We start from the raw sequence: 26,328 nt of genomic DNA, 5'->3' as shown, positions 1-26,328 counted from the left end.
CTCCGGCGATCCCGCCGGACAACGAAGACGTTAGGAAAGGGATAGGCGCTGATGGCTCTCTCACTCCGCACCACTCGCGACGGTCGACCGCGTAAGAAGATCGATCGCAACCACTGGCTCTACATCGCCGTCATCGTCGCCGTCGTAGCGGGCGTGATCGTCGGCCTCGTCGCCCCGCAGTTCGCCGTCGGCCTCGAGCCGGTCGGCAAGGGCTTCGTCAACCTCATCAAGATGATGATCGCCCCGGTCATCTTCTGCACGATCGTGGTCGGCATCGGCTCGATCGCGAAGGCCTCGACGGTCGGCAAGATCGGCGGCCTCGCGCTGGGCTACTTCCTCGTGATGTCGACCTTCGCCCTCGGCATCGGCCTGCTCGTCGGCAACATCATCCACCCCGGCGAGGGCCTCAACATCGGCAGCGCGGCGTACGACGCCGTCCCCGAGGCCACCACCACGCAGGACTTCATCCTGGGCATCATCCCGACGACGTTCTTCTCGGCGTTCACCGGCGGCAGCATCCTCCAGGTGCTCTTCATCGCCCTCCTCTGCGGCTTCGCCCTGCAGGGCATGGGCGAGCGCGGGGCCCGCATGGTCGAGGGCATCCGCAACTTCCAGGTGCTCGTGTTCCGCATCCTCGGCATGATCCTGTGGCTGGCTCCCATCGGCGCGTTCGGTGCCATCGCCGCGGTGGTGGGCAAGACCGGCTTCGGCGCCGTCGTCAGCCTCGGCATCCTGATGGGCTCGTTCTACCTCACGTGCTTCCTGTTCATCGCGATCGTCCTCGGCGGACTGCTCTACGCCGTCACGCGGGTCAACATCTTCTCTCTCATGAAGTACCTGGGCCGCGAGTACCTCCTCATCGTCGGCACCTCGTCGTCCGAGGCCGCGCTGCCCCGCCTCATCGCGAAGATGGAGCACCTCGGCGTCTCGAAGCCCGTGGTCGGTATCACCGTCCCGACCGGGTACTCGTTCAACCTCGACGGCACCGCGATCTACCTGACGATGGCCTCGCTGTTCATCGCCACCGCGATGGGCGCGCCGATGTCGATCCCCGAGCAGATCGGTCTGCTGATCTTCATGATCATCGCCTCCAAGGGTGCGGCCGGTGTCACCGGTGCGGGCCTCGCGACCCTCGCGGGCGGCCTGTCGGCCTACCGTCCCGATCTCGTCAACGGCGTCGGCGTCATCGTCGGCATCGACCGCTTCATGTCGGAGGCCCGCGCGGTCACCAACTTCACCGGCAACGCCGTCGCGACCCTCCTCATCGGCGCCTGGACGAAGCAGTACGACGGACAGCGGGTGCGCGAGGTGCTCGCCGGGCAGATCCCCTTCGACGAGACCCTCCTCACCGGCCACGACCACTCGGCGACGCCGGCGGCGGATGCCAAGGAGCAGGCGTCGACCGAGGTCGGCGCCGGCCCCGCGGCCGTCGACACCCAGGCGCTCAACGCCTTCCGCGCACAGGCGGAGGCGGAGGCGGCCGCACGGAGCCGTTCGTGAGTCTTGCGCACATCTCGGCGGGGGCGGCTTCGGCCGCCCCCGCCCCTGCGCGCGTCGAGCTGGCGCGCACGTGGATGCTGCGCTCGCCGCTCGCGGGCGACCTCGAGACCGACGCCGACGTGCTCGTCCTCGATCTGGAGGACGGCCTGCCCGCCGCCCGCAAGGCGGAGGGGCGCGATCGGGCCCGTCGCGCCGCCGCGGAGGCTCCGGTCTGGCTGCGCATCAGCGCCGCCGGGACCCGCGACGGCCAGGCCGACCTGGCGCTCGGTCGCGAGCTCGACGCCCGCCTCGCCGGCGTGGTCCTCGCCATGTGCGCGGGCCCGGCCGATGTCGCGCACGTCGCCGCCTCCCTGCCGGCGGGCACCCCGATCGTCGCGATGGTCGAATCGGCGGCCGCGCTGCTGGAAGCCCCGGCGATCGCCGCGCACCCCGCGACCCGCCGCCTGGCGTTCGGCACCGGCGACTTCCGCCGCGACACCGGCATGTCGGCCGAGCGCATCGCGCTGTCGTGGCCGCGTGCGCAGCTCGTCGTCGCGTCGGCGGCTGCGGGCATCGCGGGCCCCATCGACGGTCCGTGCGGTCCGATCGATCAGGCGCACGACGCGGCACGCCATGCCGCCGCCATGGGTTTCACCGGCACGCTCGCGCTCCAGGATGCCGCGATCCCCGGCGCCCACGCCGGCTTCACACCCGCGCCCGTCGAGGTGGAGGCGGCCCGGTCGCTGCTGTCGACCACTCCCGACGGTCCGGTCGACGGCTCGTACGCACCGACCCTCGCTCGCGCGCGGGTCCTGGTCGCCCGCGCCGAGGCTCTCGCCGCCCTCTGATCAGCGGCGGTCCGTGCCGCCGCCCCGGTGGCTTCGGCGGGCTCAGCCACCTCGCGCCGCCGGTCCTCGCGGGTCCCTGAGCCTGTCGAAGGGACCGGGACGTCACCGCCCGCGCCGGAACCATCGGCGCCGCGGTGGGGGAGCGGCCACGGCGGCCGCCTCCTCGCGCGCGCGACGTCGATCGTTCCAGGCTGCCACGACGGCATCCACGTCCACCGTGGGCGTCACGACCGGGGGCCCGCCCTGCAGTTGGCGGCGCGCCTCGATCACGCGCCGGTTGAAATCCTCGACCGCCTCGCGCACGTCGGGCTCGCGCGCGATGGCATCCAGGCGTTCGTCCATCTCGGCGTGCTCGACGCGCAGCGTCAGCGCCGGAGGCCCGAGGCCCGTCAGCTGCTCGGTCTCGATCTTGCGGCGGATCCACCAGTCGGGATCGTGCGAGGATCCGAGGTCCAGGGGCTTGCCCGCTCCGGGGAGGTCGTCGAACTCGCCGCGCCGGATCGCCTGCTGGATCGACGTCTCGACGAACGCCGCTCGTTCGGCGGCCGTCGACCCGCGTGCGGGGCCGGTCGGCTCCGCGGGTGCCGGCTCGAGCCCGGCGTCGCGCAGCTCGCGGTCGAGCCGGTAGCGCTCGGCGGCCTGGCGGGCGTCGTCGCTCACGCGGCCTCCCGACCGTCACGCTCCAACCGGGCGAGGCGCTGCCGGGCCATGTCCTGCGCCCGCGGGCCGGAGCCGAGAGCGCGCTCGGTGACGCGCAGGACGAACCGCGTCAGCGCCAGCACCGGCAGCGGCCATCGTCGCACGCCGAGCATCTTGCGATACCTCCGCGGGATCGTGGCGACGGCGGCGGCGAACAGCACGCGATACGACAGGCCCATCAAGCCGGGGAACGGCGGCTTGCGCAGGAACCGCACCACCTCGGCGACCCTCTCGTCGCCGCGGAGTTCCCCGCGCTCCCAGAACCCGTCGATCTCGGCGCGCAACGCCGCGCGCGTGCGGGGAGGGTCGACCACCCGCATCAGCCGACCCGCGGTCGCCCAATCGGCGACGTAGGCGTCGGGTCCGCCGGGGATGGGCTTCTTCGACACCTCGTGTCCGGCGAGGAAGGCGTCGGTGAAGGCCAGGTGCACCCACCGCACCAGGTCGGCCGCTTCGGCGGTGTAGGCCCGCTCGCTGCCGTCACCGGCGCGGTACTCGCCTTTCACACGCTGGTGGAACCTGCCGACGCGCCGGGTCTCGGCATCCGCCTGCGTCCGCGAGCCGTAGGTCAGGGTGATGACCCAGCGCACCGTGCCGGTCAGCCGGCCGATGGGATCCTCGCGGTAGCGCGACCAGTCGTGCACGCCCGCGAGCGCACCCGGGTGCAACGCCTGGAGAAGGAGGGCCCGGATGCCGGCGACGAGCGTGCCCATTCCCGCATGCACCGTCCACGCGGGGCCGTTCTCCACGAAGTACCCGGTGTCGTCGCCGTCGGCGATCGCGCGGACGTACGGCGCCATGCCGGTCGGGTCCCCCGCCAGAGCGACGAGGATCTTGCCGCGCAGGCTCGCGATCCAGCCGGGGACGGAGGGGAAGGTCGCGTCGGTCACCGTTCCAGCGTGCCACCGTCTGAGCGGGTGGGCTCGGGAAGAGTTCGACGTCGATGCTTCCCGGAAGGGCGGTCAGTGTCCGTCGTGCGTGACGACCGGCACGGTGCCGTCATCGCGGAGCAGGACGGCATCCTGCGTCGCGCCGAGGGCAGGGGTGACGAGAACGGCGATCACGGCCGCGGCGACGAGCAGTCCCGTAACGCTCATCGGCTGGGCGGTGCGCGTCGCGCGCTGGCCGCGTCGACGCAGATGGATGGCCGAGGTCGCACCCACGACGACGAGCAGCACCGAGCCCGCCGCGACGCCGATGATGCTGGTGTGCGCCGAGGCGACGAACATCAGGGCGGTGGAGAGGGCGATCGCCGACAGGGCGCCCGCGAGGGCGAGGCGCGGGACGACGAGGCGTCCCGTCGACAGGGTCGCGGCCCCCCAGACGAGGGAGGCGAGACCGAGGATCACCATCCCGATCCCGAGGCCCGTTGCGAGGGCCCCGGAATCGGAACGGACGATCGCACCCGCGCCGAGGGCAGCGGTGATGAGGCCGGCCCCCCACGCGGATACGGAGGGCCACGACCGCACGAAGGTCGCGGCGTTCATGTTCAGACCGCCGCGGTGCGGGGGACGTTGCGCTCGGTGCCGAGGCCGACACCCAGCAGCACGACCGCGCTGGCGAGGTGCAGGAAGTGGTCGGCCGTGTTCAGCGCGAGGATGTTGGCGGCCGTGCCGACGAGGAAGAAGCCGACGATACCGAGGAGCAGGTAGACGGCTCCGACGGTGGTGTTGACGCCCTTCGCGGCGCGGGCGTTCGCGAGACCGGCGATCAGCAGCGCGGCACCGATGAGGAGGTGCGCGATGTTGTGCAGCGGGTTGACCGCGAAGATACCGAGCAGAAGCCCGCCCTCGGTCGCGATGAATCCGACGCCGCCCGTGACGGCGAAGCCGAGCAGACCGACGAGCAGGTAGACAGCGCCGAAGACGGTGGCCACGATGCGGTTGGGTGACGAGCTCATGATGAACCTCCCAGATTGTTGGCAGCGACCGTCCGGTCGCTCTCCACCATCTTCGGAGACAATGCGCCGATCGGATTGGGCTTTGCATTCCGGGGCGACGATCGGGTAGAACCCCGGATACGACAGAAGGCCCCCGAGTACTCTCCGAGGCCCTCCGCAACAGAGTCGACCATAGGTCGCGCCCCCACACCGATGATGGGGATTGCAATTCCCGCAGTGTTCACCTAGCTGCGTTTCTGTCACACTCCCCTCATGCGCTTCGAGACGACACTGTCGCAGATGGGAAACAACACCGGCATCGAGGTGCCCCCGGAGGTCATCGAGGCCCTCGGCGGCGGCAAGCGCGCCGCCGTAACGGTCGACGTCGACGGGTACGTCTTCTCGAGCACGATCGGTGCGATGGGCGGTCGCTCGCTCATCCCGTTCTCCGCCGACAAGCGCAAGGCGACGGGCCTTTCGGGTGGGGATGCCATCACCGTCGAGCTGACCCTCGACACGGCGCCCCGCACGACAGAGGTTCCCGACGATCTCGCGACGGCGCTCGCGGAAGCCGGGGTCCGGCCCGCGTTCGACGCCCTCGCCCCCAGCGCGCGCAAGGCGCATGTGACCAACGTGGAGTCGGCGAAGGCTGCCGACACGCGCGCTCGTCGCGTCGCGGCCATCGTGTCGAAGCTGTCCTGACCGCTGAGCGCTGCGCCGTCCGCCCCGGACGATAGCCTGGGAGGGGAGGTCCCGTGGGGCGCACGAAGGAGGCCATCGCCGAAGGGCTGTCGATCGCGACGGCCGCGGCGCGTTTGACCGTGCGCAATCGCATCCTGGTCGACACGATCGCCCGCGGCGGGCAGTTCGACAACGAGGTGTTCGCGGACTTCGCCCGCGACACCCTCCGCTCCCTCGCCGACGAGCAGGACCAAGCGGCCGAGCGGGTGACGCACCAGCGCAAGCGCGCGTGGGGGCGCTTCTCCGACTCCTCGGGCACCCACGACTACCGCGACCGCGACACCCGCAACCTCCGCCGCCGTGCGAAGCAGTCGCGCGGGGTCGCGAAGGAACTGCGCGCTCTCGCCGACGACCCCGATCGCGTGAAGACCCTCGTCGCCGACGCCCGCATCGCCGCGTGGGGCGACGTCGAGGCCAACCTCCGCCAGCGGCTGGACGTCGAGGGGATGACCGCCGACGCCGACCCCGAGTACGCCCAGATGCGCAAGGCGCGCATGGACGCCCTGCGCATGGTCGACCTCGCCCGTCTCGCCTCGCAGGCGAAGCGCCGGGCGAAAGAGCGGCCCGCGGCCGTGGACGACGACGTCGCTGCGCCCGACAAGAGCGCCAAGAGCGACAAGAAGAAGAAGTCCCCCGCGCGCTGACCTCTCGCGACAGGAGCGGAGGGGTAGCCTCGGCGGCGAGCGAGAGGGACGCCATGGCGCAACGGCGGTTCGGACGCACGGCCCGGGTGGCACGACCCGGATACGCCCTGGTCTCGGTGAGCGCGCGCGACGCGAACGGCTTCGTGCACCACTACGACGACATCGAGGCGCCGCTGGGCTCCCTGCACGAAGCGATCGCGATCCTGCAGCTGAACTCGGCCGCCACGGACGCCGCTCACCGGGGCGGCGCCTCGGCCTGACGTCTCGCAGCGCGGCATCCGCGCCCGAGGCACGGTCGGCCCGGCCGGCAGGCGCCGAAGCCGACGCGCGCACTCGTCGACGACCTACGTGGGAAACGGAAAAAGCCCCGGCTCAGAAATTCTTCTCAGCCGGGGCTTGTCACTGTCTCAACACAGTGTGCGCCCGAAGGGACTCGAACCCCTAACCTTCTGATCCGTAGTCAGATGCTCTATCCATTGAGCTACGGGCGCAGGGCCTCCGCGCGAAACGGCGCGCAGGCCGTGGTCAAGCATAGCCGGGACCCCGGGAGACGTCTAATCGGCCCCGAACCACGTGCATCCCGGGCGTGGCGCGGTGATGACCGGCAGGTGTCGAGTCGGCGACGTACGCTGGCGGGATGAGCGCATACACCTCCGCGTTCGAGCTGTTCTCCATCGGGATCGGACCCTCGAGCTCCCACACCGTCGGCCCCATGAGGGCCGCGTTCTCCTTCGCCGCACGACTGCAGGGCAGCGGAGCCCTGGAGCGGGTGGCATCCGTCTCCTGCGCCCTCTACGGCTCGCTGGGCGCGACCGGCATCGGTCACGGCACCCCCGACGCCGTCGTCGCGGGTCTGCAGGGCCTCGAGCCCGAGACCGTGGACCCGGATGCCGTCCGCCGCGCGTGGTCGGACTGGCCGGACGGGCGCCCGCTGGCGCTCGCCGGCACGCACGAGATCCCCTTCGCGAAGGCGGACATCGCCCTCGAGCCGCGCACGCGGCTTCCCGGTCATCCCAACGCCATGACCCTCGTCGCGCGCGACCGCGACGGCGGCGTGCTCGTCGAGGAGACGTTCTACTCGATCGGCGGTGGGTTCATCCGCCGTGAGGGCGAACCCGCCCCGGTGGCGGCCGCACCGATGCCGCTCGCCTTCGACGACGCCGCAACGCTCCTCGCCCTGTGCGACGAGCGCGGCATCACGATCGCCGAGGCGGCGCGTCTGAACGAAGAGGCACTGCGCTCCGACGAGGAGATCGCCGCGGGCCTCGACCGCATCTGGGATGCGATGGCGGCCTGCGTCGACGCGGGTCTGCGCAACGACGGCGTGCTTCCCGGCATCCTGAAGGTGAAGCGCCGCGCCGCCGTGATGCGCGAACAGCTGGATGCCATCGAGGCCGACGGGCACCGCGAGCTCCCGGGGGAGTGGCTCGGGGCCTTCGCGCTCGCGGTGAACGAGGAGAACGCCGCGGGCGGGCGGGTGGTCACGGCGCCCACCAACGGCGCAGCGGGAATCCTGCCGGCGGTGGCGATGTACTGGTGGCGGTTCCTCGCGGACTCGGGGCTCGGTGTCGGCAACGCCGTTACGCCGCACGGCGAGCTCGTGGGCAGCGCGTTGCTCGGATACGACGGTCACGCCGTCACCCGCTCCGAGGTCTCGCACTGGGACGACGAGGAGGTCGCCGAGGCGAACCGGAGGCGCGGCATCCGTCGTTTCCTGCTGACGGCCGCCGCGTTGGGCTCGCTGTTCAAGGCGAATGCCTCGATCTCGGGCGCCGAGGGCGGATGCCAGGCCGAGGTCGGATCGGCGTGCGCGATGGCGGCGGGAGGGCTGACGGCGGTCATGGGCGGCACGAACCGGCAGATCGAGAACGCCGCCGAGATCGCCATGGAGCACCATCTCGGCCTCACGTGCGACCCGGTCGGGGGTCTCGTGCAGATCCCGTGCATCGAGCGCAACGCGATCGCCGCCTCGACGGCGGTCACCGCGGCCCGCCTGGCCCTGCGCGGCGACGGCAGTCACTACGTGTCGTTGGACGCGGTGGTCGAGACCATGCGGCAGACCGGCATCGACATGTCGACGAAGTACAAGGAGACGAGCGAGGGCGGCCTCGCGGTCAACGTCATCGAGTGCTGATCCGCTCGATCACGCCGGTCAGTCGCGCAGCTTCGCGGTGAGCGCGCGCAGCTGCGCGAGCTCGTCGTCGGTGAGGCGGGCCATACGGTCGGCGATCGAGCGTCCGTGCGCGGCGGCGAGGCGACGGAACGTCACGGCGCCCTCCTCGGTGGCGGTGACCAGCGCCCCTCGGCCGTCCTCCGGATCGGCGCACTTCGTGAGCAGGCCTCGCGCGACCATGCGCTCGACCAGACGCGAGACGCTCGGCTGGCTGATGAGCATGTTGCCGGTCACGTCGCGCAGTCGCGCCGTCATGCGCGGCGCGCGCGTGACCGTGAGGAGCACGTCGTACTCGGCCTGGGTGAGCTCTTCGCCCTCGAAATCCGAGCGGATGTCTTCGAACACCTCGTGCTGCGCGCGGAAGAGGCTCTCCCAGGCCTGCACGGCGAGGCGGCGATCGGTCATGCCTTCAGCGTAGAGGGAGCCGGATGCCGCGGACTCGACGTCGACGCCGAGGCTGTGGACAGAGTAAGGGCCGGTCGGAGAGGCTTCCGACCGGCCCTTGTCCCTGCACCAAGAGTGTCCTGCAATCACATGTCGGTAGTTGCCACAGCAAAACAACTACCGTGCGAGCACTCTATAACGGTGAGGTAACGGAGGGGAAGAGGTCGCCGTTATATTTCCGTGACCGATTCGGCGGGACGATCCTGCTGTCCGCTGCCTCGCATCTTGTCAGCGGCGCCACGTGATCTGACAGTGGAGTCAGGCGCCTGTCATCCGCGCCACTGAATCTGTCAGTCGCCCGGCGCGTCGCGCAACGCGTCGGGCATGCGCCGCCGTAGCTTTGCGCCGAGCACGTACCCGACGTACGCATTGTCAGGCTCACGATCCTCGACCACGAGAGACCTCGCACGGTGATCCTGACAACCTTCGCGCCATCCCAGCACACCGCCGCGGAACTCGCAGCAGTGACCGTCGAGGTGAAGTACGACGGTCGGGTGTGTGACATAGACGCCGAGCAGGTGAGTGACCTTGAGTTGTCGCGCATCGGTCCAATCCGGATCTCCGAGGTATACCCGGGGCGGGAGAACTACTCCGGCGTGTATTGGTCGGCGACGACAGGACGCCACCACTGGTTCGAGTCGCTGTACGAGAAGACGGCACTGTCGGTTCTCGATCGCGATCCCGACGTGGTCGACATTGCCACTCAGCCGTTCAAGCTTCGCTGGGGTCGCCTGGGCATGATGCACTTCCCTGACTTCCTGATCGGCAGGTCGGACGGGTCACGGCTCATCGTCGACGTTCGTCCCCGCCGACGGATCAAGGCGCGTGACGCCGAACTCTTCGCGATAACGGCTGCGTGGGCCGCCTCGCTCGAGATGGACTATCGGCTCTTTGCGGACCTCTCCAAGGTTCAGGACTGGAACATTCGCCTTCTGGCTGGCTATCGCCATGCTCGATGGGCTTGCCCGGCCCCGGTCACCGAGATGCTTGCCGCTCGCCAAGGAGAGGCGCGCACGCTTCGGGATTGGGAGCCCCTGCTGAGCGGAACGAGCAGCCCCGCACGAGGGCTGCTCCTCGCCGCTATCTGGCACGGCGCTCTTGAGGTGGACCTCGGGCGCCGACTCGAATTCGACTCCGTCGCCGTATGCGCGGGAAGGGATGGGGATGAATCTGGAGCTCGGTGACCGATTGGTCTGGGACGGAGTGGCCTTCGAACTGATCGCGTGTGACGCGACGTCGGCCCGTTTGCGCGCCGTGGACGAGGGGTACGTTCGCGTGGCCCTCATCAATGAACTGCAAAGGGACCCATCCATTGAGTGGCCGCAACGCGCACTTCGTCAGGTCCGGACGTTCGATCCACAGTCGCTGAAGGCGCTGCCGTCGCCCCAACAGGCGAAGATTCAGCTGTGGTTGCCGCACGTGACCCGGCTCGATCAGTTCCTCAGCTCAGCGCGAAGAGACGCAGATGAGACGAACCGAATCATTGCCGAGGTCGTGCACGCCGTTGGGGTGCAGATGCCGGGAGGGTCGGTCGATCCCCGCACTGTCTGGCGGAAGCTGCAGGGGTACCGGGCTCCTGGACGGAGGTTGGACAGCGCAGGTGGCGACGCGGTTCAGGATCATGGACCTCGATGCACACAAGTTGAACAATCAGCGCGATCGTGATCGATGGTGCGCGTTGCTCGAGGATCTGGAGGCCAACGCGAAGTTGGTGTCGCAGGAGTCGGGCTCGATTATCGATGACGCCGAGTTGCTCTGGGAAGCCAGCCATGGCCGGGTCGGCGAAGTGGCAGGCATCATCGAGTTGGCCGTGATCGAGGCCATGGAGTCGGAGTCGGAGCGCCTCAACTTCGGTCGATTGCGCGCGGCTATGGACGACGAGCGACGCCGCCGTGCACGGCGCCAACTTTGCGAGGGGCCGGGCGAGTGATTCAGCCGGTCGCGCTTCCGGTCTCCGTCCGACCGCTCCCCGGGGAGACAATCGTCGGCTACGTCGGGCGGCTTGCTCCCGCGAACGGTCTCACCTTTCGCGACCTGAGGCTCCACATTCGAGACCTTGGCCAGCTGTCAGGGACGAACCCCGACGTCGAGAAGGTTCCGAGGCTCGTCGAGGCGCTCGGAGGGCTCGCCGCGGGCTACTTCGAGAATCACGCGAGGAAGCACTACATGTTCGTGAGGTGTAGCCACTACGGGTGGCGCCCGGGCAAGTGCCGGCAGTGCTCTCAATCCCAGACGCCGCGCTCCGAGTGCCTGCGATGCTCAGCGGGAACGCCGACTACGACTCGAAGGCGCGGTGCCGGAGTCTGTCTACATCATCGACGCTGGCATCTCTCCAGACGTGACGTCGACGTGTCCATGCACTCGGAGTTCGGTCGCGCAGAGAGATGGGTGAGTGGAAAGCTCTGGTTCCACGGCATCGCGCTCCACACCGGGGAACTGCAACTCGCGGTCAGGCTCCTCCTTGCTGCGCTTCGGGACTCGCCCGACGCCGCAGAGCGCGCTCAACGACGCGCCGACGAGTTCGGTGTCTCGCTGGAGGCGTCATACGAAGACGCTCTGCTCTGCGTCTACCCCGAGGCGGTCGCGCTCACTGGCATCCTGATCGATCCGGAGTATCTGAGGTACCTGCTGAGTCCGCGATACAAGTCGCGGGATCAGGTCGAGATCATGCAGGCGGCTGTCGCAGGTGTCCTCGGAGGAACGGGCGGTCGGCACCTGCGGGAGATCTCGCGGCTGGTCGTGGAGCGAAGTCAGGATGCCGTCATGGCAGCCTACGGAGCCAAGAAGGCGTACGGGGTGAAGACCATCAGTTGCGGCCTCGATAAGGCGCTCCTCGCTTCGGCCCGGTCTAACCGGGCGTGCCTTCTACGTCACCTTGATACGGTGCGCATGCCAAGTAGTTGGGACGCGCCGCCGTCCTGGGGAGCGCCGCGCAACTCCATCCTGAATCGAGCGCGCTTGCTGCCCGATGACCTCGATCTTCCGCTACCTTCGCCGTCGCGCGCCTCAAGTGGCTCAACTGACGTCGATGGCGAAGCCCGGTCGGATTACTGTGTCGTGCCCGAACACCACACTGATGGCTCCGGCGCGCGCCCAGGACACGATGAGCCATTCGCGGACAAGGGCGAGTTGGTGCTGACGCTCGGGGAGCGGGCGTGACGGGTCGTCAATGACTTCGAGCCAGTCATTGGGCGCGAACATCGCGGCCAGGAGCTCGTCACAGGTGGGGCCCTGTGCGTGCTCGTCCCACCAGTCCCGCGTTGTCTCGTACGCGTGTGCTGCGAGAAACGAACCATTGGGCTCGGCAAGCAGATTGAGCAGGGCGTCCAGGAATGGGTCCGGCGTGAGGGTGCGGAAGGCTGTGTGCTCCGCCCGTTCACGCATCATGAACGCAGATTGCCATACCGATTAGGCCATACGGAGCAAGCCTCGCCGTGAACCTGAGAAGGTGGGCAGCGCATCGTCTTCGAACCCGGAGTGGGATGCATACGCACGGGCTATCGGAACGAACATTCAGCGTCAGCGGATCGCCCGCGGCTACAGTCAGGACCGCGTTGCCTACGAGGCGAACCTGAGCAGATACACCTACCAGAAGCTCGAAAAGGGCGAGTCTCGTCCCGGTACGCCCGCGAACCCGACGGTGCGGACGCTCCTCGCCGTTGCCCAAGTACTCGGCGTCGGACTCGCCGAGATTCTGCCGGGAGATGCGCCGGACCTCAGCGTGCGCTGACCTTCGGACATTCGCTCGCCCTCGCGGTCCGCAAGCTTGCCGCAGTATGGTGGCCGGTTCTGATCAAGGAGGTCGCATGCGTGACATCGTCGTTGGTGACCGCACCATATCGGTCTGGCATGTGGGCGTTGAGCCGCTTGAAGACGGCGAGATTCACCGTTATCGAGCGTCAATCTCAGGGTCTGAGGCGACCACGGGCATCGCCATCCTGCGAGCGAGCGTCGCCGTTGATGCCAGGGTTCTCAGGTCAGTGATAGAGAACGGGTTTCTGTCGGACTACGAGGGGACTCGCGAGCACGGACTGCTTGCGGACCCCGACACGCGAGCGTGGCGCGAGCGCAACCGCACTCTTCTCCACGAAGCTGTGCGCGACCTCGAGAGCGAGATACTCGAGCTCCCCGATGAGCCAGTGAGCGAGATCGAACGGACGCTGATGCGGGCGTTCGCCATGTCGAGCGTTACAACAGACGACGAGTGATTGTTGCTCTGATAGCCACGCGTGACCCTGCTACAAGGTCACGTCCGCGCCTCGCGATAGCGTGACATTCATCCCGTGTAGTGAGAGTCAGGAGCTATCGTGCTCCGTTGAGAGAGTGTGAGATGGCGCGAGTAGCGAAGCCGAAGCCCCAGAAGTCTCTGGAGCAGACCCTTTGGGAAGCCGCCGACAAGCTACGCGGCAACCAGGAACCCGGCGAGTACAAGCACGTCGTGCTCGGGCTGGTGTTCCTGAAGTACATCTCCGACCGCTTCGAGGAGCGGCGCACTGCCCTCGAAGGAGAGCTTGTTGCGGAGGGAATCAAACCCGAGCGGCTCGCTTCCTTCCTCGAGGATCGCGATGAGTACGCCAGCCACAACGTGTTCTGGGTGCCGGAGTTGGCGCGCTGGGGATACATCCAGTCAGTCGCGAAGCAATCCGAAATCGGGCAGCAGATCGACCAGGCGATGGATCTCATCGAGAAGGAGAACCCGTCGCTTCGCGGTGTGCTTCCGCGCAATTACGGGCGCGATGGTCTTGACAAGCGCCGTCTGGGTGAGTTGGTTGACCTGATCGGCTCCATCGGCTTCACAGTGACCGACGATCACGGGGCCGACGACGTGCTGGGCCGCGTCTACGAGTACTTCCTCGGCCAATTCGCCGGCAAGGAGACGGGCAAGGACGCCGGAGCGTTCTACACGCCCCGTTCGGTCGTCAAGACGCTCGTCGAAATGCTTGAGCCGTACAAGGGGCGCGTCTACGACCCGGCGGCTGGCTCCGGGGGCATGTTCGTGCAGTCAGCTGAGTTCGTGCAGGCCCACGGCGGCAACCGCGCCGACATCTCCATCTACGGGCAGGAATTCACCGACACGACGTGGAAGCTCGCAAAGATGAACCTCGCGCTCCGGGGGATCGAAGCCGACCTGGGGCCACGGTCTGACGATTCCTTCACTGCAGACCTCCACCCGGACCTCCGAGCAGACTTTGTGATCGCCAACCCGCCCTTCAACGTTTCGGACTGGTGGGAAGCGAAGCTCGCCGACGATCCGCGCTGGAAGTACGGCACGCCGCCGCAGGGCAATGCCAATTTCGCCTGGGTGCAGCACTTCATCTATCACTTGAGCCCCAAGGGCACGGCAGGGTTCGTGCTCGCGAACGGGTCGCTCTCATCGAAGAGCAGCGGCGAAGGCGAGATCCGCCGCCGACTTGTCGAGGCGGAGCTTGTGGACTGCATCGTCGCGATGCCAGACAAACTGTTCTTCAACACGGGGATCCCGGTCTCACTCTGGTTCGTCAGCAAGGATCGGCACGGCAACGGTCACCGTGAGCGCCGCGGCGAGGTACTCTTCATCGACGCGAGGAAGCTGGGCACCATGGAGTCGCGCCGGCTCCGCATTCTGACTGACCATGACATCGCAAAGATTTCCGGTGCTTACCACGCATGGCGCAATCATGACGGTGGCTACGAAGACGTTGCCGGGTTCACCAGGGCGGCGGCGCTGAGCGAGATCGTGAAGCACGACTTCGTCCTCACTCCTGGACGTTACGTCGGCACAGAGGCAGCTGAGGAAGTCGACGAGCCGATCGATCGGAAGATCGAGCGACTGACCACTGAGCTGTTCGCTGAGTTCGATCGGGGTCGCGAGCTCGACGAGGAGATTCGCGGCCGCCTCGGAGGTCTCGTTTCGTGACCGCCGAATGGACGTCGATGACACTGGGAGATACTGGTCGCTGGGTTTCAGGAGGCACGCCGGCAACCTCTGACGAGTCTTACTGGGGTGGCGAGATTCCCTGGATGAGCTCGAAGTCCCTCACCAACTTTCGCATCCGTGACTCGGACCGGCGGCTCTCTGAGCTGGGAGCGAAGAGCGGCACAAAGGTTGTTCCGAAGGACACCATCCTCATGGTGGTGCGCGGGATGAGTCTGAAGAGTGAATTCCGTATGGGGATTACGCAGCGTGAAGTTGCCCTCAGCCAGGATCTGAAGGGTCTCATCCCTCGAGCGGACATCGACCCGACGTTCCTCGCGTATGCGCTTCAGTCGCGATCAGACGACGTGCTCGACATGGTAGACGAGGCCGGCCACGGCACTGGGAGGCTGCAAACCGATCGGCTATTCGCGCTCGAGGTGTCGCTCCCGCCGCGTGCCGAGCAGGAGGCGATTGCCGCGACGCTTGGCGCGGTCGACGACAAGATCGAGTCGAATCGCCGCGCGGCGGATACGTTGGTGGCACTGATACGCACCTTGTTCGAGCAAGTCCTTTCATCTCACGAGGTCGTGTACGCGCCGCTCGGAGAACTCGCCAGGGCTGTGAATGGACGCTCATACAAGAGTTCGGAGCTGCGGGAATCAAGTACAGCTCTCGTCACCCTGAAGAGTGTCGACCGCAACGGGGGTTACAAGGAGAACGGCTTGAAGCCGTACACCGGTCCACACAAGCCCGAACAAGAAGTCCGCCCAGGCGAGATCGTTGTCGCCCAGACAGACCTAACCCAGGGCGCGGAAGTAGTCGGGAGAGGCGTTCGAGTGCCCAGGTCAGTCAGATACGACACCCTCGTTGCTTCTTTGGACCTTGCCATCGTGCGTCCACTGGCGGGCATGCCCGTCGAGTACCTTCACGGTCTCTTGAGTAGCGAGGCCTTCCGCCAGCATTGCCGGGCGCATGTCACTGGGACGACCGTCCTCCACCTCGCGAAGGACGCGATGCCAACGTGGAGCGCACCGACCGTTCCCCTCGACGAGCAGGAGCGCTTTGCCGAGAGTGTTCGGCCGATGCTTGCTCGTATGGACGCGCTGTCCGAGGAATCAGCTCGCCTTGTTGCTCTCCGTGATGCGCTACTCCCTGAAATTCTGTCGGGTCGTGTCCGAGTTCCTGCCGAGGGAGCCGTTCCGTGACCGGCCTGAATGTCGCGTGGGCCATTGGGGAGCTCGACAAGTTCATCCAGCAAACGGTCATGACCAACAACAGCCGCAGCGGGCCTGGGTACGTCTCCATCTCCAACAAGTCGAGCACGTCGGCGCCAGACGCCGAGGTGGCACAGCAGGCGCAGGTCGTCGAGAAGATCTTCGACCGTGTTATCCCCGGGTGGCGCAATGAGATCGCGTTGCGGAGTAGCAACCGATGGACGCGGCACCGTGAGGCTGCCATCCGCGCGAAGGCGGAACTGGAGCGCACGGAAGAGATCCGAGAGAACCTTGGGGACGACGCGCCCGAACTGTCAGCTGCGAACCTGCACCCGTGGATCTGGAGTGGTGCTGCGTCTCTCTGGAACTCTGGGCACTACCGCGAGGCGGTCGAGGGAGCGATCCGCAAGCTGAACGCGGAGGCGCAGAACAAGCTCGGTCGTCGCGACGTGAGCGAGACCGACCTCTTCAGTCAGGCGTTCAGCGAGCAGTCGGCGGCTGCAAGGAACCCTCGGTTGCACCGCATGACGGACGATGGCAGCAAGACGTTCAAGTCGGTGCAGCGTGGTGCACGCATGTTCGCTGAGGGAGTTTTCGCGGGGATCCGAAACCCGCTCGCGCACGAGGTGGACCATGAGATGCCGGAGCAGCAGGCGCTGGAGTACTTGGCCGCCCTTAGCGTGTTGGCACGCTGGGTCGATGAGTCGACGCTGGAGGTCGCCGGATGAGCGCGTTCAACGAGAACGTCGTCGAGTTAGCTGCGCTCGAGTACTTCGCGGAGGTGGGCTACCGCACGATTCGTGGACCGGACATCGCGCCGGGGGAACCCGGCACAGAGCGCGAGTCCTACGAGGACGTCTTCCTCTGGGGACGACTGCGCGACGCGATCCGCCGAATCAACCCTGGTACGTCCCCCGCGCTGATGGACGAGGCGATCAAGCGAGTGCGACGGGCTGAGTCGCAGAGCCCGATCGACGAGAACTACCGACTGCATCAGCTCATTGCCGAGGGCGTGCCGGTGGAGCACCGCGACGCAGACGGGACGCTACGCACGACACGACTGTGGCTGGTGGACTTCGATCAGCCCGACAACAACGACTGGGTTGTCGTGAACCAGTTCACGATCGTCGAGAACGGCAAGAATCGTCGGCCCGACGTGCTGGTGCTGGTCAATGGGATGCCGCTCGCGCTCCTGGAGCTCAAGAATCCGGCTGCCGAACACGCGACGCTCAAGTCGGCGTGGAATCAGGTGCAGACCTACCGCAAGGACATCCCGTCGGTCTTCGTCCCGAACGCGGTGACGGTCATCTCAGACGGTACGTCGGCGGCAATGAGCAGCTACACCGGCGCGTTCGAGCACTACGCGCCGTGGAAGACCATCGAGGGCCGCGAAGTCGTGAGCAACCGCCCGGCACTCGAGGTTCTCCTAAAGGGGGTCTTCGAGCCGAAGCGGTTCCTGGATCTGCTGCAGAACTTCGTCGTGTTCAGCGACGAGACCACGACCGACAGGGCCACGAAGCAGCCGACCCGCAAGCTCGTCAAGCGCGTGGCGAAGTACCACCAGTACTGGGCTGTAAACGCTGCCGTGGAGCACACGGTGCAGGCGTCCCGGCCCGACGGCGACCGCCGAGGCGGCGTCGTCTGGCACACTCAGGGCTCCGGAAAGAGCTTCGAGATGGTGTTCTACGCCGCAAAGATCATGCGCGATGCCCGGATGGCGAATCCGACGCTGGTGTTCATCACCGACCGCAACGACCTCGACGATCAGCTGTTCGGGGAAACTTTTGCCCCCGCCCGCATCTTGCCGGAGACGCCGGTGCAGGCGGCGACGCGTACCGACCTGCGCGCCAAGTTGAAGCGCGCCTCCGGCGGCATCGTGTTCACGACCCTGCAGAAGTTCGCACCCGGCGAGGATGGCGACGCAAACCCGGTGCTCACCGACCGCCGGAACGTTGTTGTCGTGGCTGACGAAGCGCACCGCAGTCAGTACGGCTTCGGGGAGTACCTCGACCGCCACGGGCGCCTCAAGGCTGGCCTCGCCAAGCACATGCGCGATGCACTGCCCGGTGCGACCTATCTCGGTTTCACCGGTACGCCGATCGAATCTGGCGACAAGAGCACCCGATCGGTGTTCGGCGACTACATCGACGTCTACGACCTCACTCAGGCCGTCGAGGATGGCGCGACGGTCAAGATCTTCTACGAGTCGCGCCTTGCGAAAGTCGACCTGTCCGACGCCGACCTCGAAGCGCTGGACGAGCTGGCCGAGGAGATCACCGAGACGGTTGAAGAGGACGCCGCCACCGCCGCGAAGTCCCGCTGGTCCAGGCTGGAGGCGATCGTCGGCGCGGACTCTCGCCTCGACCTCATTGCCAGGGACATGGTGGATCACTGGGAGAAGCGGCGCGAGGCGCTGTTCGGCAAGGCCATGATCGTCACCATGAGCCGCCGCATCGCGGTGCGCCTCTACGAGAAGATCGTGGCCCTTCGACCGGACTGGCACTCTGACGACCCAGCCAAGGGCAAGATCAAGGTTGTCATGACCGGCTCGGCTGCTGATCCGGCGGAGTTCCAACCACACCTTCACTCCAAGGACGCCCGAAAGGATCTGAAGCTGCGCGCCAAGAACCCGGACGACGAGCTCGAGCTGGTGATCGTGCGGGACATGTGGCTCACCGGTTTCGATGCGCCGAGCATGCACACGATGTACGTCGACAAGACGATGCAGGGCGCCGGTCTGATGCAGGCAATCGCGCGCGTCAATCGCACCTTCCGTGACAAGCCTGGCGGACTCGTCGTCGACTACATCGGGGTCTTCTCGAACCTGCAAGCCGCCCTGGCCGAGTACTCACCTTCTGACCGCGATCAGGCCGGCGTACCCATCGACGAGATGGTCACGGTCATGCTGGAGAAGCACGACATCATCCGCGGTCTGCTGCACGGCGTCGACTACGACTCGTCGCCGACGCTCTCGCCGTCCCAGCGCTTGGCTGAGTACGCCAAGGTGCTCGACTTTGTCATGGCCGACCCCGACCGCACGGCTCGGTTCAACGATCAGGTGCTCGCGCTCGCCAAGGCGTTCGCTCTCGCCGGCGCGCGCGACGAAGCTGCTGCAATCCGAAACGACGTACGCCTCTTCACCGACGTGCGCGCTGCCATCCTTAAGATCCAGAACCCCGATTCTGGACGAGGTGGATCCGGAGCCGTCGAGATCGACACTGCGCTCGGGCAGCTCCTCAACGAGGCGGTCGCCGCCGACCAGGTCGTCGACATCTACAAGTTGGCAGGCGTCGAGACCCCGGAGCTGTCGATCCTCAGCGACGAGTTCCTCGACTCGCTGGCCGACAAAGAAAAGCCGAATCTCCAGATGGGGCTGCTGCGCCGCCTCCTCAATGACCAGATCCGCACCGTGCAGCGCACCAACCTCGTGCAAGCGCGGAAGTTCTCCGAGCTCCTCGACGAGGCGATCAATCGCTACACGAACAGATCCCTCACCACAGCGGAGATCATCGCCGAACTGGTGAAGCTCGCCAAGCAGATGCGGGACGACGCGAAGCGCAATGAGCGCTTGGGCCTGTCCGCGGCCGAGGTTGCCCTCTACGACGCGATCGCTCAGAACGACGCCGCGGTTCTGCAGATGGGCGATGACACGCTCAAGAAGATCGCGGTCGATCTCGTCTGGGCGGTGCGGTCAAGCGTGGTCATTGACTGGGACCAGAAGGAGAGCGTCCGCGCAGCGATGCGCTCCAAGGTGAGACGTCTCCTCGCCCGCTACGACTATCCGCCGGACGCCGAGGCAAAGGCCGTGGAGCTGGTGCTGGAGCAAGCGGAGCTGTTCGCAAGCAGTAACGCGGACTCATGATGGCCAGTGGTCGAGTAGTTGCGGGGTCGTCAAATCAACACCAGGTTGAGGTGCGCCCGTGGGATCCGACGTCACCGAACGCTGAGGACGAGTTTCAGAAAGTCGTAGAGCTTCACCGGTCCAACAAGGCGACACTGGGGCATCTGCCGTTTTCTGCGTTCCGCGAGGCGGGCAAGCGCGCGCACCTGCTGCTCGGTTTCGTCGATGGGGCAGTTCGTGGGTATCTGCTCTACAGCACTCCTCGACATCAGACCCTCAAGCTCGTCCATGTCTGCGTGAGTGGCGACGCACGGGGCCACGGCCTAGCGAGAGCAATGACCGCCATGGCCACCGATGCCAACCCGGCGCGCGCAATCATGACCGCGCACTGTCGTTCTGATTACGGTATCGACGGCTTCTGGCGGTCTCTGGACATGACACCCGTCGGTCAGCGCCCAGGGAGGGCAACCGCCGGCTCGACGCTAACGATCTGGATGCGTCGGATCGGCCAGCTCGATCTTCTTGAGAGTGCACTCTATGACTCCTCACGAGCTCTGGCGGTGCTCGACTCCAACGTCATAATCGACCTGTACTCGTCCGAAGCCGTGGAGCGGCCCGACCGCCAGGAGTCGATGGGTATTTCAGCTGACTGGCTCGATGACCTTGTGGACTTCGCCGTGTCGCCCGAGGTGGGGGTTGACCTCAACAACCTCCAGCCGCCCATCGAACGTCAACGAGTTCAGAGTGGAATAGGCGCGCTCGTCTCGCTGCGGCGGGATGGTGCTATGCGGGATACCGCGGAGGAGCTGATCGCGCGGATGCCTCTTGAACTCGTGCAGAAGGATCCGAGCTTGCGAGATGACGCGAAGCATCTGGCGGATGCGATCCTCGCTGGCGCTGACTACTTCGTTACACGCGACCAGAACCTTCTGGACGCGACGCACGGGTGGGCTTTCGCGGAGCACGGTATCGAGGTGGTGCGTCCGGTTGAGGTGATCCAGCGCTTCATGCCGCCCGTTGCGATGTCGGCGTTCCGTTCGGAGCAACTCGAGTCGGTCGGGCTTCGATGGGTGCAGGTTGCTGAGGTGACACGCGATCTCGAAGAGGCGTTCCTCGACTCCGCTGCGGCAGAGAAGGGCACGGCTTTCCGCAAGCAACTACAGGCGACGCTCGCGCACCCAGCCGTAGCTCGAGTTGAGGAACTTGTTGATGGTCGCGGCCGACGGTGGGCTCTTCTCGGAACCGAGGTGGCGGACAAGACACTGTCAGTTTCGACCGTTCGGGTCGGGCGAGGCCGGCTGGGGGCGACGATCGCCTTCCAGCTGGTTCGGTACATTCGCGCTCTCGCGCTCGCACGCGGTGCAAGGACGATCACCATCACGGAACCCACGTTGGGCTCGACGGTAGGGGAAGCGTTGGAGGCTGACGGATTTGCGGGAACGCCATTGAGCGTGTCGCTGGCGCGAACCCCGGAGGAATCGGCTGTCGCCGCGGTTCTAGACGCAGACGACGTAGCCGCGTATGAGCGTCGGAACTGGCCCCAGGTGATAGCGGGACGGGACGTCCCCGTATGGATCATTCCGATCCAGCCCCGGTTCGCGCGCGAGTTGATCGGCTACAACGACACACTTCTGCAGGTACGAGAGAAGCCGGCGCTGGGGCTCGCTCGCGAGTTCGTCTACTTCGCCGCCCCCAAGGTCAAGCGCTGGCAGCTGCCGGCTCGTGTGCTTTGGTACGTAACGAAAGACGACCACGCAGATGAACGGCGATCAATCCGCGCAGTTGTCGCCTTCTCGCGAGTCGTAGACTCGGCCGTCATGAGTGTTGAGGACGCCGTAGAACAGTATCGGGCTCTAGGCGTTCTCCGTGAGCGAGAGATTCGCGCGCGTGCACACAAAGGTGAGGTGCTTGTCCTGCGGTTCGAGGACACGCACGAGTTCTCTCGCCCCGTGGGGCGGAGGACGCTCAACCAGCTCCTGAAGAAGCACCAAATCACCACGTCGCTGATTACGATGCGAGCTGCCAAGCCGGGTTTCTTCGACGAGATCCTCAGTCTGCAGCGGGATGAGTCTGAACGATGACCAGGGCACTCCTACTCTCGGTCAAGCCCCGCTTCGCGCGCGCCATCCTGGAAGGCCGCAAGACTGTCGAGGTGCGAAGAAGGTTCCCGCAGGTCCCCGCAGGGACGACTGTCGTGCTTTACTCAAGTTCGCCTGAGCGAGCGGTTCTGGGGACGGTCCGGCTCACGCGTGCGATCCGAGTTAACCCGAACGCGGTCTGGGAGACCTACTCGGAGGACATAGGCATCGAAGAAGATGCGCTGGAAGACTACTTGGTCGGCGCGGACTCTTCGACGGTGCTCCAAGTCGAGGCTCCAGAGAGCTGGAGTAGGCCGGTCTCGCTCGGTCTCCTCCGTGAAACCCTCGGACTTGAACCGCCGCAGAGCTTTCGCTACCTCACGGAGGATCAGGTTGAGGCAATTCGCTCTCGAGCGAACCGTGCTGAGGTCTTCGGGGTGCGTATCAATGGGCTAGGACCGAATGGTGCGCATGCGAGGCCGCGAAATGGGAGGCCGATCGAACTCCAAGCCGGTGCATCTCGTGACGCACGAGGAGCGGGCGAGACTGCCCCAGGAGTATCGCTGGCGGGGAATGCCGCGTCAGTCATGCGCGGTCGGATGGTCCGATGAAGCTATCGATGACCGCTCGAGCCGCCGAGTGGTTGGATCAGTTTGAAGTAGATGACCGCGCAGGGGCCATTGCTCTACTCGACGCAGTGAGGTTCATTCCCGGCGGCGATGTGGTCGCAGGCGTCAGGCGCACAGTCGAGCGCTTCATCGCGGAGAACGGAGAACAACTTCCGGTGGCTCTCGTCCCAGTGCTATCGGACGAAGACCTCATCCGTCCCACCGGAGCGGAGGTCGACGCACGAGCAACGGCATTCATCGACTTTGATCCGGCGCAACCGCTTGCCAACAATCCAGGTAGCGAGGCGCTTATCGCCCATCTCATCGGCGAGTTGCGCCGCTCAAGCGCCGCAGCATGGATCGCTCCGACCCCGCTCACGCTCGACGAAATGCGAATTCTCAGGGTGCGGACCCTCATCTGCATCACCGACTACGTCGGTTCTGGTCAGCAGGTCCTGAACTATGTGGCGACTTGGTACCGCAACACCACGATCAAGAGCTGGTGCTCGTTCGGGTGGATGAAGATCGCCGTAGTCGCGTACGCAGCGACGTTGTCTGGGAAGCGCGCACTGGACGCCAGCAAGCTAATCCAGGATGTTCAAGTCATCGAGATCGTTCCGGGGATCAACGAGTTGCGCCGCGCCGGACCTGAGGGCAAAGCAGAAGAGGTCTGTCGCGTGTACGCGAGGCGCGGAAAGGTGTGGCCCGCTCTCGGCCATCGCGGTAGCGCTGGCTTGTACGCGAGTTCGTTCTCAGTTCCCAACAATCTCCCGGCGATCCTCATTCGGCGTTCTGATCGGTGGGTGCCCTTCTTCGACGGCCGGTCAGTGCCCGTCGATCTGGCGGACGAGATCGGCGAGCATCGACCGGACGTTGACCTTCCGGGTCATCTCGAGGAGGCGGGTCAGTTAAGTCTCGCCGCACGTCATCGTGACGGCTACATCGAATCTCGTTGGCAGAACTTCGTCGGTGTGCTCGGCTTGCTCCCGCGCTCCGACGAAGAACTGGCCCTCGCGCTCGGTCTCGATTTGCGAGCGATCCGCAACGTTCTCGAATCGCTTGAGCGGCTTTCTCTGATTGACGGAAGCCGAGCGGTCACGTCCGCTGGTCGGAGGGAGCTCGCCGCTCAGCGTCGGAAGGCGCGCAGCGGTGCATCAGTGCTCACGCCGCCAGATCCTTCGCCGTACTACCCTCGGTATACGAGGTGAGGGGGGATCACGGGCTTAGTGATGAAGCTGCCACGTCGTGGCAGCTCGCTAGAGTGCGACCTTCGCGTCGTGCTCAAAGACTGCGGCTAACTGCGGTCAGAGGGCGATCAGAGGCTACGCGTAGGGCTGGATGGAGAATGCCTGCCCTCGTGGGCCTCGGGGATTCTCCATCCAGACCGTGCGGACCCTATCGGGTCGAAAGGTAAGTGCCGTGATCCCTCCGAACCTCTACTACGAGCAAGGTCGTCGCCTTGGCGTAGAGGCCGACTCGCTGGACAGAGCAACCGCAGAGGTTGCCCGGTTGACTGCAGCGGGTGCCTACCCGCTGCTTTCCCTCGCCCATTTGGCCCGTGAGACTGGTGCGACTTACTCGTACCTCCGCGAGGTTGTAAGCCGGACAAGGGATCCTTATCGTTCGATCGCGGTCCCCAAGACGACCGGCGGTGTACGGGCGATCTCAGCACCGGAGCCAATCCTCATGGATGTCCAACGATGGCTTCTTGATCATGTGCTCGACAAGTTGACTTCTCATCCGGCGAGCTACGCATACGAACGGGAAACGTCCATCGTCCAGTGTGCGGCGCAGCACTTGGGTGCCAACTGGATGGTCAAGATGGACCTTCACGATTTCTTCGGCACAGTGAACGAGCCCTCGGTTTATCGGATCTTCAGGCGGCTCGGGTATCGCAAGCTTCTTGCATTTGAGCTCACTCGGATCACGACTAGGGCAGAAGGCGCTCGCACCGCGTCCTGGCGTGTCCAGACCGCGGTGATCCCGAGCTACGCCGTGGCAGGCGTCGGCGTGCTTCCGCAGGGCGGACCGACGAGCGGGACGCTTGCAAACGCCGCTGCGGCGAGGCTTGACATGTTCCTGCAGAATCTTGCGCTTTCGCGTCGACTTACGTACACCCGCTATTCGGACGACCTGGTGTTCTCGGGCCGCACTTCGTTCCAGCGAGCTGAGGCCCAGAGCCTCGTTGGCGAGATTGCTGGCCTGATTCGGAAAGCTGGCTTCGTCGTACACCGATCGAAGACGCGGATCGTACCGCCTGGCGCGCGCAGGGTTGTGCTCGGGTTGCTCGTCGATAGCTCGGTCCGCCTACTGCCAGAGCATCGACGGCGCATCGAAGTGCACCTGCGGGGATGTGAAGAGAACGGATTGGCGCGCCACGCCGCGCATCGCGGATTCGACTCAGTGTTCTCATTCGTCAATCACCTGGACGGCTGGATAGCGTTCGCGTTGGGCGTCGAACGAGAGCGAGCTCTGGCCTGGCGCGAACGGTTCCACCAAATTCTCGATCTGGAAGGACTCCCGAAGATCGGAGGGGCTAGCTGACCCCACATCGGCGGCAGCTCAAAGAGCAACTCCTGCGCTAAGGAGCTGGCGAACCAGGGGAGCCCTATCGCATGCGGTGAAACTCGAGCAGCACGTCAAGCACGGCGCGATTCTTGCGCCGTTTGACGAGAGCCGAGATGTACTCAGCTACTGGATCGGCGATCGCGGCCGGTCCTGCGGCCACGAGAGCACTGAGATCGCCTGTGGCCACGGTCGCTGAGACGGCTCCGATTCCGGTGATTGCGAACCCCTTGGATCCGCTCCTCATAGCGCGGAGCGCCCTCGAGGTCTTCGACGTCTTGTCGATTTTGAGCAACCGGCGTCCTAGGTGGTCTGTGAGAATAGCGGTCGCTTCCTTGGCGCCAGCAGGATCGGCAGGGATGTTAGTGACCATGTCGATTCCGGCCCGTAGCGCTTCTCGCCAGTCCTCCCAATCATCTGAGTTGCGCAGAGCGATCAGGTCCTCGAACTTGAACGAGAAGTCTGGGACCTCGAACTCGCCGATGCGTTCCAGCGCAGTGAGACGACCGTCTCCGATCTTCCGTCCGTTGAGGACGCGATCAAACGCGATTGACTCCACTGGCTCGAGCGAAAGCGCCTGACCCGCCCCCCGAGATACGAGTTCCAGCGAGGTGCCCATGACGCTTCCAACTGCTCGGTTGATCCCGAGCATCTCCTCCGGAGATACATGTGGCCACGACCATCCAGCATCGTTCCAGTCGCTCCAACTCATCTGATCAAGTACGCGGAAGCGCGCCTGCAGATCCGGGTCCAGGCCGTCAATCAATGAGATCCACTCGTCGCCAGGAAGGCGACGCGAGTAGACGATGGTTCCGTCCTCTAGCAGTCCTCGGATCCGCGCCAGCCACTTCAGTTTGGCGCGAAGAGCGGACCTCGCCTCGTCGTCTCGTACGCCGTCGACGTACCAGTCCTGGACTAGGTCGTCGGCGGGGATGACAATTGCGGGCGCGTAGAGCAGGAGGCTCGAGACTGTCCGGCGGCGTATTGCCCCCGGGGCCCGTATCGCTGTTACGGGCCGTAGTTCACCAGGTACGACGGGCGGGATTTGCAGGTCGAGATCGGCGCCCGACGGCGTCGGCCATTGCTCAGCCAATAGAGCGAGTTGCTCCCATGGCCAGTCCGCGACAAGTTGCGCATTCGTGACGGTGAGTTCTTCGCCAAGCCACCCCTCAACATAGTCATAGACGGCTCGGGCGGAACTTTGCATCTGCATAGACTA

At 65.8% G+C, this 26,328-nt stretch carries 26 protein-coding genes and 1 tRNA gene; 19 read left to right on the top strand and 8 right to left on the bottom strand.

The features are described 5' to 3' along the window. Positions 1-51: 51 nt before the first annotated feature. Together AB0N82_RS09820 and AB0N82_RS09815 are read left to right on the top strand one after the other, a co-directional pair. Positions 52-1,500 (top strand): cation:dicarboxylase symporter family transporter, encoded by a 1,449-nt coding sequence (locus AB0N82_RS09820; protein ID WP_315995177.1) that lies wholly within the window; start codon positions 52-54, stop codon positions 1,498-1,500. Next, entirely contained in the window at positions 1,497-2,327 is an 831-nt protein-coding gene (locus AB0N82_RS09815) for an aldolase/citrate lyase family protein (RefSeq protein ID WP_363390979.1), read from the top strand. Before AB0N82_RS09820 ends, AB0N82_RS09815 begins: the two co-directional genes overlap by 4 nt. Before the next feature lie 102 nt (positions 2,328-2,429). Here AB0N82_RS09815 and AB0N82_RS09810 read toward each other — a convergent pair whose 3' ends face one another. From AB0N82_RS09810 to AB0N82_RS09795, 4 genes are all read right to left on the bottom strand, one after another. After that, positions 2,430-2,987, bottom strand: coding sequence for a DUF1992 domain-containing protein (locus AB0N82_RS09810; RefSeq protein WP_363390976.1), 558 nt, complete (start codon positions 2,985-2,987; stop codon positions 2,430-2,432). Further along, positions 2,984-3,916: an oxygenase MpaB family protein gene (locus tag AB0N82_RS09805; protein ID WP_363390973.1), complete on the bottom strand. Its 933-nt coding sequence runs from the start codon at positions 3,914-3,916 to the stop codon at positions 2,984-2,986. The genes AB0N82_RS09810 and AB0N82_RS09805 overlap by 4 nt, the downstream gene beginning before the upstream one ends. 72 nt (positions 3,917-3,988) lie before the next feature. Continuing rightward, positions 3,989-4,513, bottom strand: a complete 525-nt coding sequence (locus AB0N82_RS09800; protein WP_315995173.1) for a hypothetical protein — start codon at positions 4,511-4,513, stop codon at positions 3,989-3,991. A 2-nt stretch (positions 4,514-4,515) separates the two neighbouring features. Next, on the bottom strand, positions 4,516-4,926 hold the full coding sequence (locus AB0N82_RS09795; RefSeq protein ID WP_315995172.1) for a DUF4383 domain-containing protein: 411 nt from the start codon (positions 4,924-4,926) through the stop codon (positions 4,516-4,518). A gap of 252 nt (positions 4,927-5,178) precedes the next feature. On the opposite strand from AB0N82_RS09795, the gene AB0N82_RS09790 reads away from it, so the two are divergent. From AB0N82_RS09790 to AB0N82_RS09780, 3 genes are read left to right on the top strand one after another with little or no spacing between them, the layout of a single operon-like run. After that, positions 5,179-5,607, top strand: coding sequence for a YdeI/OmpD-associated family protein (locus AB0N82_RS09790; RefSeq protein WP_315995171.1), 429 nt, complete (start codon positions 5,179-5,181; stop codon positions 5,605-5,607). A 53-nt stretch (positions 5,608-5,660) separates the two neighbouring features. Beyond that, positions 5,661-6,290 carry an asparagine synthase gene (locus tag AB0N82_RS09785; RefSeq protein ID WP_315995170.1) on the top strand — a complete coding sequence of 210 codons (630 nt, stop codon included), beginning with the start codon at positions 5,661-5,663 and terminating at the stop codon, positions 6,288-6,290. 53 nt (positions 6,291-6,343) lie between these two features. Beyond that, a complete protein-coding gene (locus AB0N82_RS09780; protein ID WP_363390967.1) occupies positions 6,344-6,550 on the top strand; it encodes a hypothetical protein in 207 nt (68 codons plus the stop codon). Between the two features lie 158 nt (positions 6,551-6,708). Here the strand turns inward: AB0N82_RS09780 and AB0N82_RS09775 are convergent. Next, positions 6,709-6,781: transfer RNA gene (locus AB0N82_RS09775), tRNA-Arg, on the bottom strand. A 146-nt stretch (positions 6,782-6,927) separates the two neighbouring features. On the opposite strand from AB0N82_RS09775, the gene AB0N82_RS09770 reads away from it, so the two are divergent. After that, positions 6,928-8,424 carry an L-serine ammonia-lyase, iron-sulfur-dependent, subunit alpha gene (locus tag AB0N82_RS09770; RefSeq protein WP_363390965.1) on the top strand — a complete coding sequence of 499 codons (1,497 nt, stop codon included), beginning with the start codon at positions 6,928-6,930 and terminating at the stop codon, positions 8,422-8,424. Between the two features lie 18 nt (positions 8,425-8,442). On the opposite strand, the gene AB0N82_RS09765 is transcribed toward AB0N82_RS09770, so the two are convergent. Further along, positions 8,443-8,868, bottom strand: a complete 426-nt coding sequence (locus tag AB0N82_RS09765; RefSeq protein WP_315995167.1) for a MarR family transcriptional regulator — start codon at positions 8,866-8,868, stop codon at positions 8,443-8,445. Between the two features lie 449 nt (positions 8,869-9,317). On the opposite strand from AB0N82_RS09765, the gene AB0N82_RS09760 reads away from it, so the two are divergent. The 9 genes from AB0N82_RS09760 to AB0N82_RS09720 all read left to right on the top strand — a co-directional run bounded on the left by AB0N82_RS09760 (position 9,318) and on the right by AB0N82_RS09720 (position 19,879). Next, positions 9,318-10,091: a TnsA-like heteromeric transposase endonuclease subunit gene (locus tag AB0N82_RS09760; RefSeq protein WP_363390962.1), complete on the top strand. Its 774-nt coding sequence runs from the start codon at positions 9,318-9,320 to the stop codon at positions 10,089-10,091. 437 nt (positions 10,092-10,528) lie between these two features. Next, positions 10,529-10,837 (top strand): hypothetical protein, encoded by a 309-nt coding sequence (locus tag AB0N82_RS09755; RefSeq protein ID WP_363390959.1) that lies wholly within the window; start codon positions 10,529-10,531, stop codon positions 10,835-10,837. Beyond that, positions 10,834-12,066: a hypothetical protein gene (locus AB0N82_RS09750; protein WP_363390956.1), complete on the top strand. Its 1,233-nt coding sequence runs from the start codon at positions 10,834-10,836 to the stop codon at positions 12,064-12,066. Before AB0N82_RS09755 ends, AB0N82_RS09750 begins: the two co-directional genes overlap by 4 nt. A gap of 289 nt (positions 12,067-12,355) precedes the next feature. Further along, on the top strand, positions 12,356-12,637 hold the full coding sequence (locus AB0N82_RS09745; RefSeq protein ID WP_363390953.1) for a helix-turn-helix domain-containing protein: 282 nt from the start codon (positions 12,356-12,358) through the stop codon (positions 12,635-12,637). Between the two features lie 76 nt (positions 12,638-12,713). Next, positions 12,714-13,115, top strand: coding sequence for a hypothetical protein (locus AB0N82_RS09740; RefSeq protein WP_363390950.1), 402 nt, complete (start codon positions 12,714-12,716; stop codon positions 13,113-13,115). A gap of 122 nt (positions 13,116-13,237) precedes the next feature. Next, positions 13,238-14,803 (top strand): class I SAM-dependent DNA methyltransferase, encoded by a 1,566-nt coding sequence (locus AB0N82_RS09735; protein ID WP_363390947.1) that lies wholly within the window; start codon positions 13,238-13,240, stop codon positions 14,801-14,803. A 17-nt stretch (positions 14,804-14,820) separates the two neighbouring features. Beyond that, the gene (locus tag AB0N82_RS09730; RefSeq protein WP_363391217.1) at positions 14,821-16,008 is read left to right on the top strand and encodes a restriction endonuclease subunit S; all 1,188 of its coding nucleotides are present in this window, start codon (positions 14,821-14,823) and stop codon (positions 16,006-16,008) included. Then, positions 16,005-16,745 (top strand): TIGR02391 family protein, encoded by a 741-nt coding sequence (locus AB0N82_RS09725; RefSeq protein ID WP_363390944.1) that lies wholly within the window; start codon positions 16,005-16,007, stop codon positions 16,743-16,745. Before AB0N82_RS09730 ends, AB0N82_RS09725 begins: the two co-directional genes overlap by 4 nt. Then, complete coding sequence (locus tag AB0N82_RS09720) at positions 16,742-19,879, top strand: type I restriction endonuclease subunit R (RefSeq protein ID WP_363390941.1); 3,138 nt, start codon at positions 16,742-16,744, stop codon at positions 19,877-19,879. The genes AB0N82_RS09725 and AB0N82_RS09720 overlap by 4 nt, the downstream gene beginning before the upstream one ends. Before the next feature lie 71 nt (positions 19,880-19,950). Here the strand turns inward: AB0N82_RS09720 and AB0N82_RS09715 are convergent, their stop codons facing one another. After that, positions 19,951-20,148, bottom strand: coding sequence for a hypothetical protein (locus AB0N82_RS09715; protein WP_363390938.1), 198 nt, complete (start codon positions 20,146-20,148; stop codon positions 19,951-19,953). Between the two features lie 45 nt (positions 20,149-20,193). On the opposite strand from AB0N82_RS09715, the gene AB0N82_RS09710 reads away from it, so the two are divergent. The 4 genes from AB0N82_RS09710 (at position 20,194) to AB0N82_RS09695 (ending at position 25,088) form a co-directional block, all read left to right on the top strand. Beyond that, on the top strand, positions 20,194-21,939 hold the full coding sequence (locus AB0N82_RS09710) for a hypothetical protein (RefSeq protein WP_363390936.1): 1,746 nt from the start codon (positions 20,194-20,196) through the stop codon (positions 21,937-21,939). Beyond that, on the top strand, positions 21,936-22,547 hold the full coding sequence (locus AB0N82_RS09705) for an ASCH domain-containing protein (RefSeq protein ID WP_363390933.1): 612 nt from the start codon (positions 21,936-21,938) through the stop codon (positions 22,545-22,547). Before AB0N82_RS09710 ends, AB0N82_RS09705 begins: the two co-directional genes overlap by 4 nt. Positions 22,548-22,555: 8 nt before the next feature. After that, on the top strand, positions 22,556-23,752 hold the full coding sequence (locus AB0N82_RS09700) for a hypothetical protein (RefSeq protein ID WP_363390930.1): 1,197 nt from the start codon (positions 22,556-22,558) through the stop codon (positions 23,750-23,752). Positions 23,753-23,963: 211 nt separating this feature from the next. Continuing rightward, positions 23,964-25,088: a reverse transcriptase family protein gene (locus AB0N82_RS09695; protein ID WP_363390927.1), complete on the top strand. Its 1,125-nt coding sequence runs from the start codon at positions 23,964-23,966 to the stop codon at positions 25,086-25,088. A gap of 64 nt (positions 25,089-25,152) precedes the next feature. Here the strand turns inward: AB0N82_RS09695 and AB0N82_RS09690 are convergent, their stop codons facing one another. Beyond that, positions 25,153-26,316 (bottom strand): hypothetical protein, encoded by a 1,164-nt coding sequence (locus AB0N82_RS09690; protein ID WP_363390924.1) that lies wholly within the window; start codon positions 26,314-26,316, stop codon positions 25,153-25,155. Between the last annotated feature and the right edge of the window lie 12 nt (positions 26,317-26,328).

It is taken from the genome of Microbacterium sp. NPDC089186, assembly GCF_040685115.1.
Taxonomy (GTDB): Bacteria; Actinomycetota; Actinomycetes; order Actinomycetales; family Microbacteriaceae; genus Microbacterium; species Microbacterium galbum.
Note: the sequence above shows the minus strand (reverse complement) of the source record. Positions and strands in the feature narration are given on the sequence as shown.

Bases quoted from the DNA above. Each gene is read 5' to 3' on its own strand.
- AB0N82_RS09820 (WP_315995177.1), top strand. From the start codon at position 52: ATGGCTCTCTCACTCCGCACCACTCGCGACGGTCGACCGCGTAAGAAG.
- AB0N82_RS09800 (WP_315995173.1), bottom strand. From the start codon at position 4,513: ATGAACGCCGCGACCTTCGTGCGGTCGTGGCCCTCCGTATCCGCGTGG.
- AB0N82_RS09795 (WP_315995172.1), bottom strand. From the start codon at position 4,926: ATGAGCTCGTCACCCAACCGCATCGTGGCCACCGTCTTCGGCGCTGTC.
- AB0N82_RS09790 (WP_315995171.1), top strand. From the start codon at position 5,179: ATGCGCTTCGAGACGACACTGTCGCAGATGGGAAACAACACCGGCATC.
- AB0N82_RS09780 (WP_363390967.1), top strand. From the start codon at position 6,344: ATGGCGCAACGGCGGTTCGGACGCACGGCCCGGGTGGCACGACCCGGA.
- AB0N82_RS09770 (WP_363390965.1), top strand. From the start codon at position 6,928: ATGAGCGCATACACCTCCGCGTTCGAGCTGTTCTCCATCGGGATCGGA.
- AB0N82_RS09765 (WP_315995167.1), bottom strand. From the start codon at position 8,868: ATGACCGATCGCCGCCTCGCCGTGCAGGCCTGGGAGAGCCTCTTCCGC.
- AB0N82_RS09755 (WP_363390959.1), top strand. From the start codon at position 10,529: ATGGACCTCGATGCACACAAGTTGAACAATCAGCGCGATCGTGATCGA.
- AB0N82_RS09740 (WP_363390950.1), top strand. From the start codon at position 12,714: ATGCGTGACATCGTCGTTGGTGACCGCACCATATCGGTCTGGCATGTG.
- AB0N82_RS09735 (WP_363390947.1), top strand. From the start codon at position 13,238: ATGGCGCGAGTAGCGAAGCCGAAGCCCCAGAAGTCTCTGGAGCAGACC.
- AB0N82_RS09730 (WP_363391217.1), top strand. From the start codon at position 14,821: ATGACACTGGGAGATACTGGTCGCTGGGTTTCAGGAGGCACGCCGGCA.
- AB0N82_RS09720 (WP_363390941.1), top strand. From the start codon at position 16,742: ATGAGCGCGTTCAACGAGAACGTCGTCGAGTTAGCTGCGCTCGAGTAC.
- AB0N82_RS09715 (WP_363390938.1), bottom strand. From the start codon at position 20,148: ATGGACGAGCTTGAGGGTCTGATGTCGAGGAGTGCTGTAGAGCAGATA.
- AB0N82_RS09710 (WP_363390936.1), top strand. From the start codon at position 20,194: ATGACCGCCATGGCCACCGATGCCAACCCGGCGCGCGCAATCATGACC.
- AB0N82_RS09705 (WP_363390933.1), top strand. From the start codon at position 21,936: ATGACCAGGGCACTCCTACTCTCGGTCAAGCCCCGCTTCGCGCGCGCC.
- AB0N82_RS09700 (WP_363390930.1), top strand. From the start codon at position 22,556: ATGACCGCTCGAGCCGCCGAGTGGTTGGATCAGTTTGAAGTAGATGAC.
- AB0N82_RS09690 (WP_363390924.1), bottom strand. From the start codon at position 26,316: ATGCAAAGTTCCGCCCGAGCCGTCTATGACTATGTTGAGGGGTGGCTT.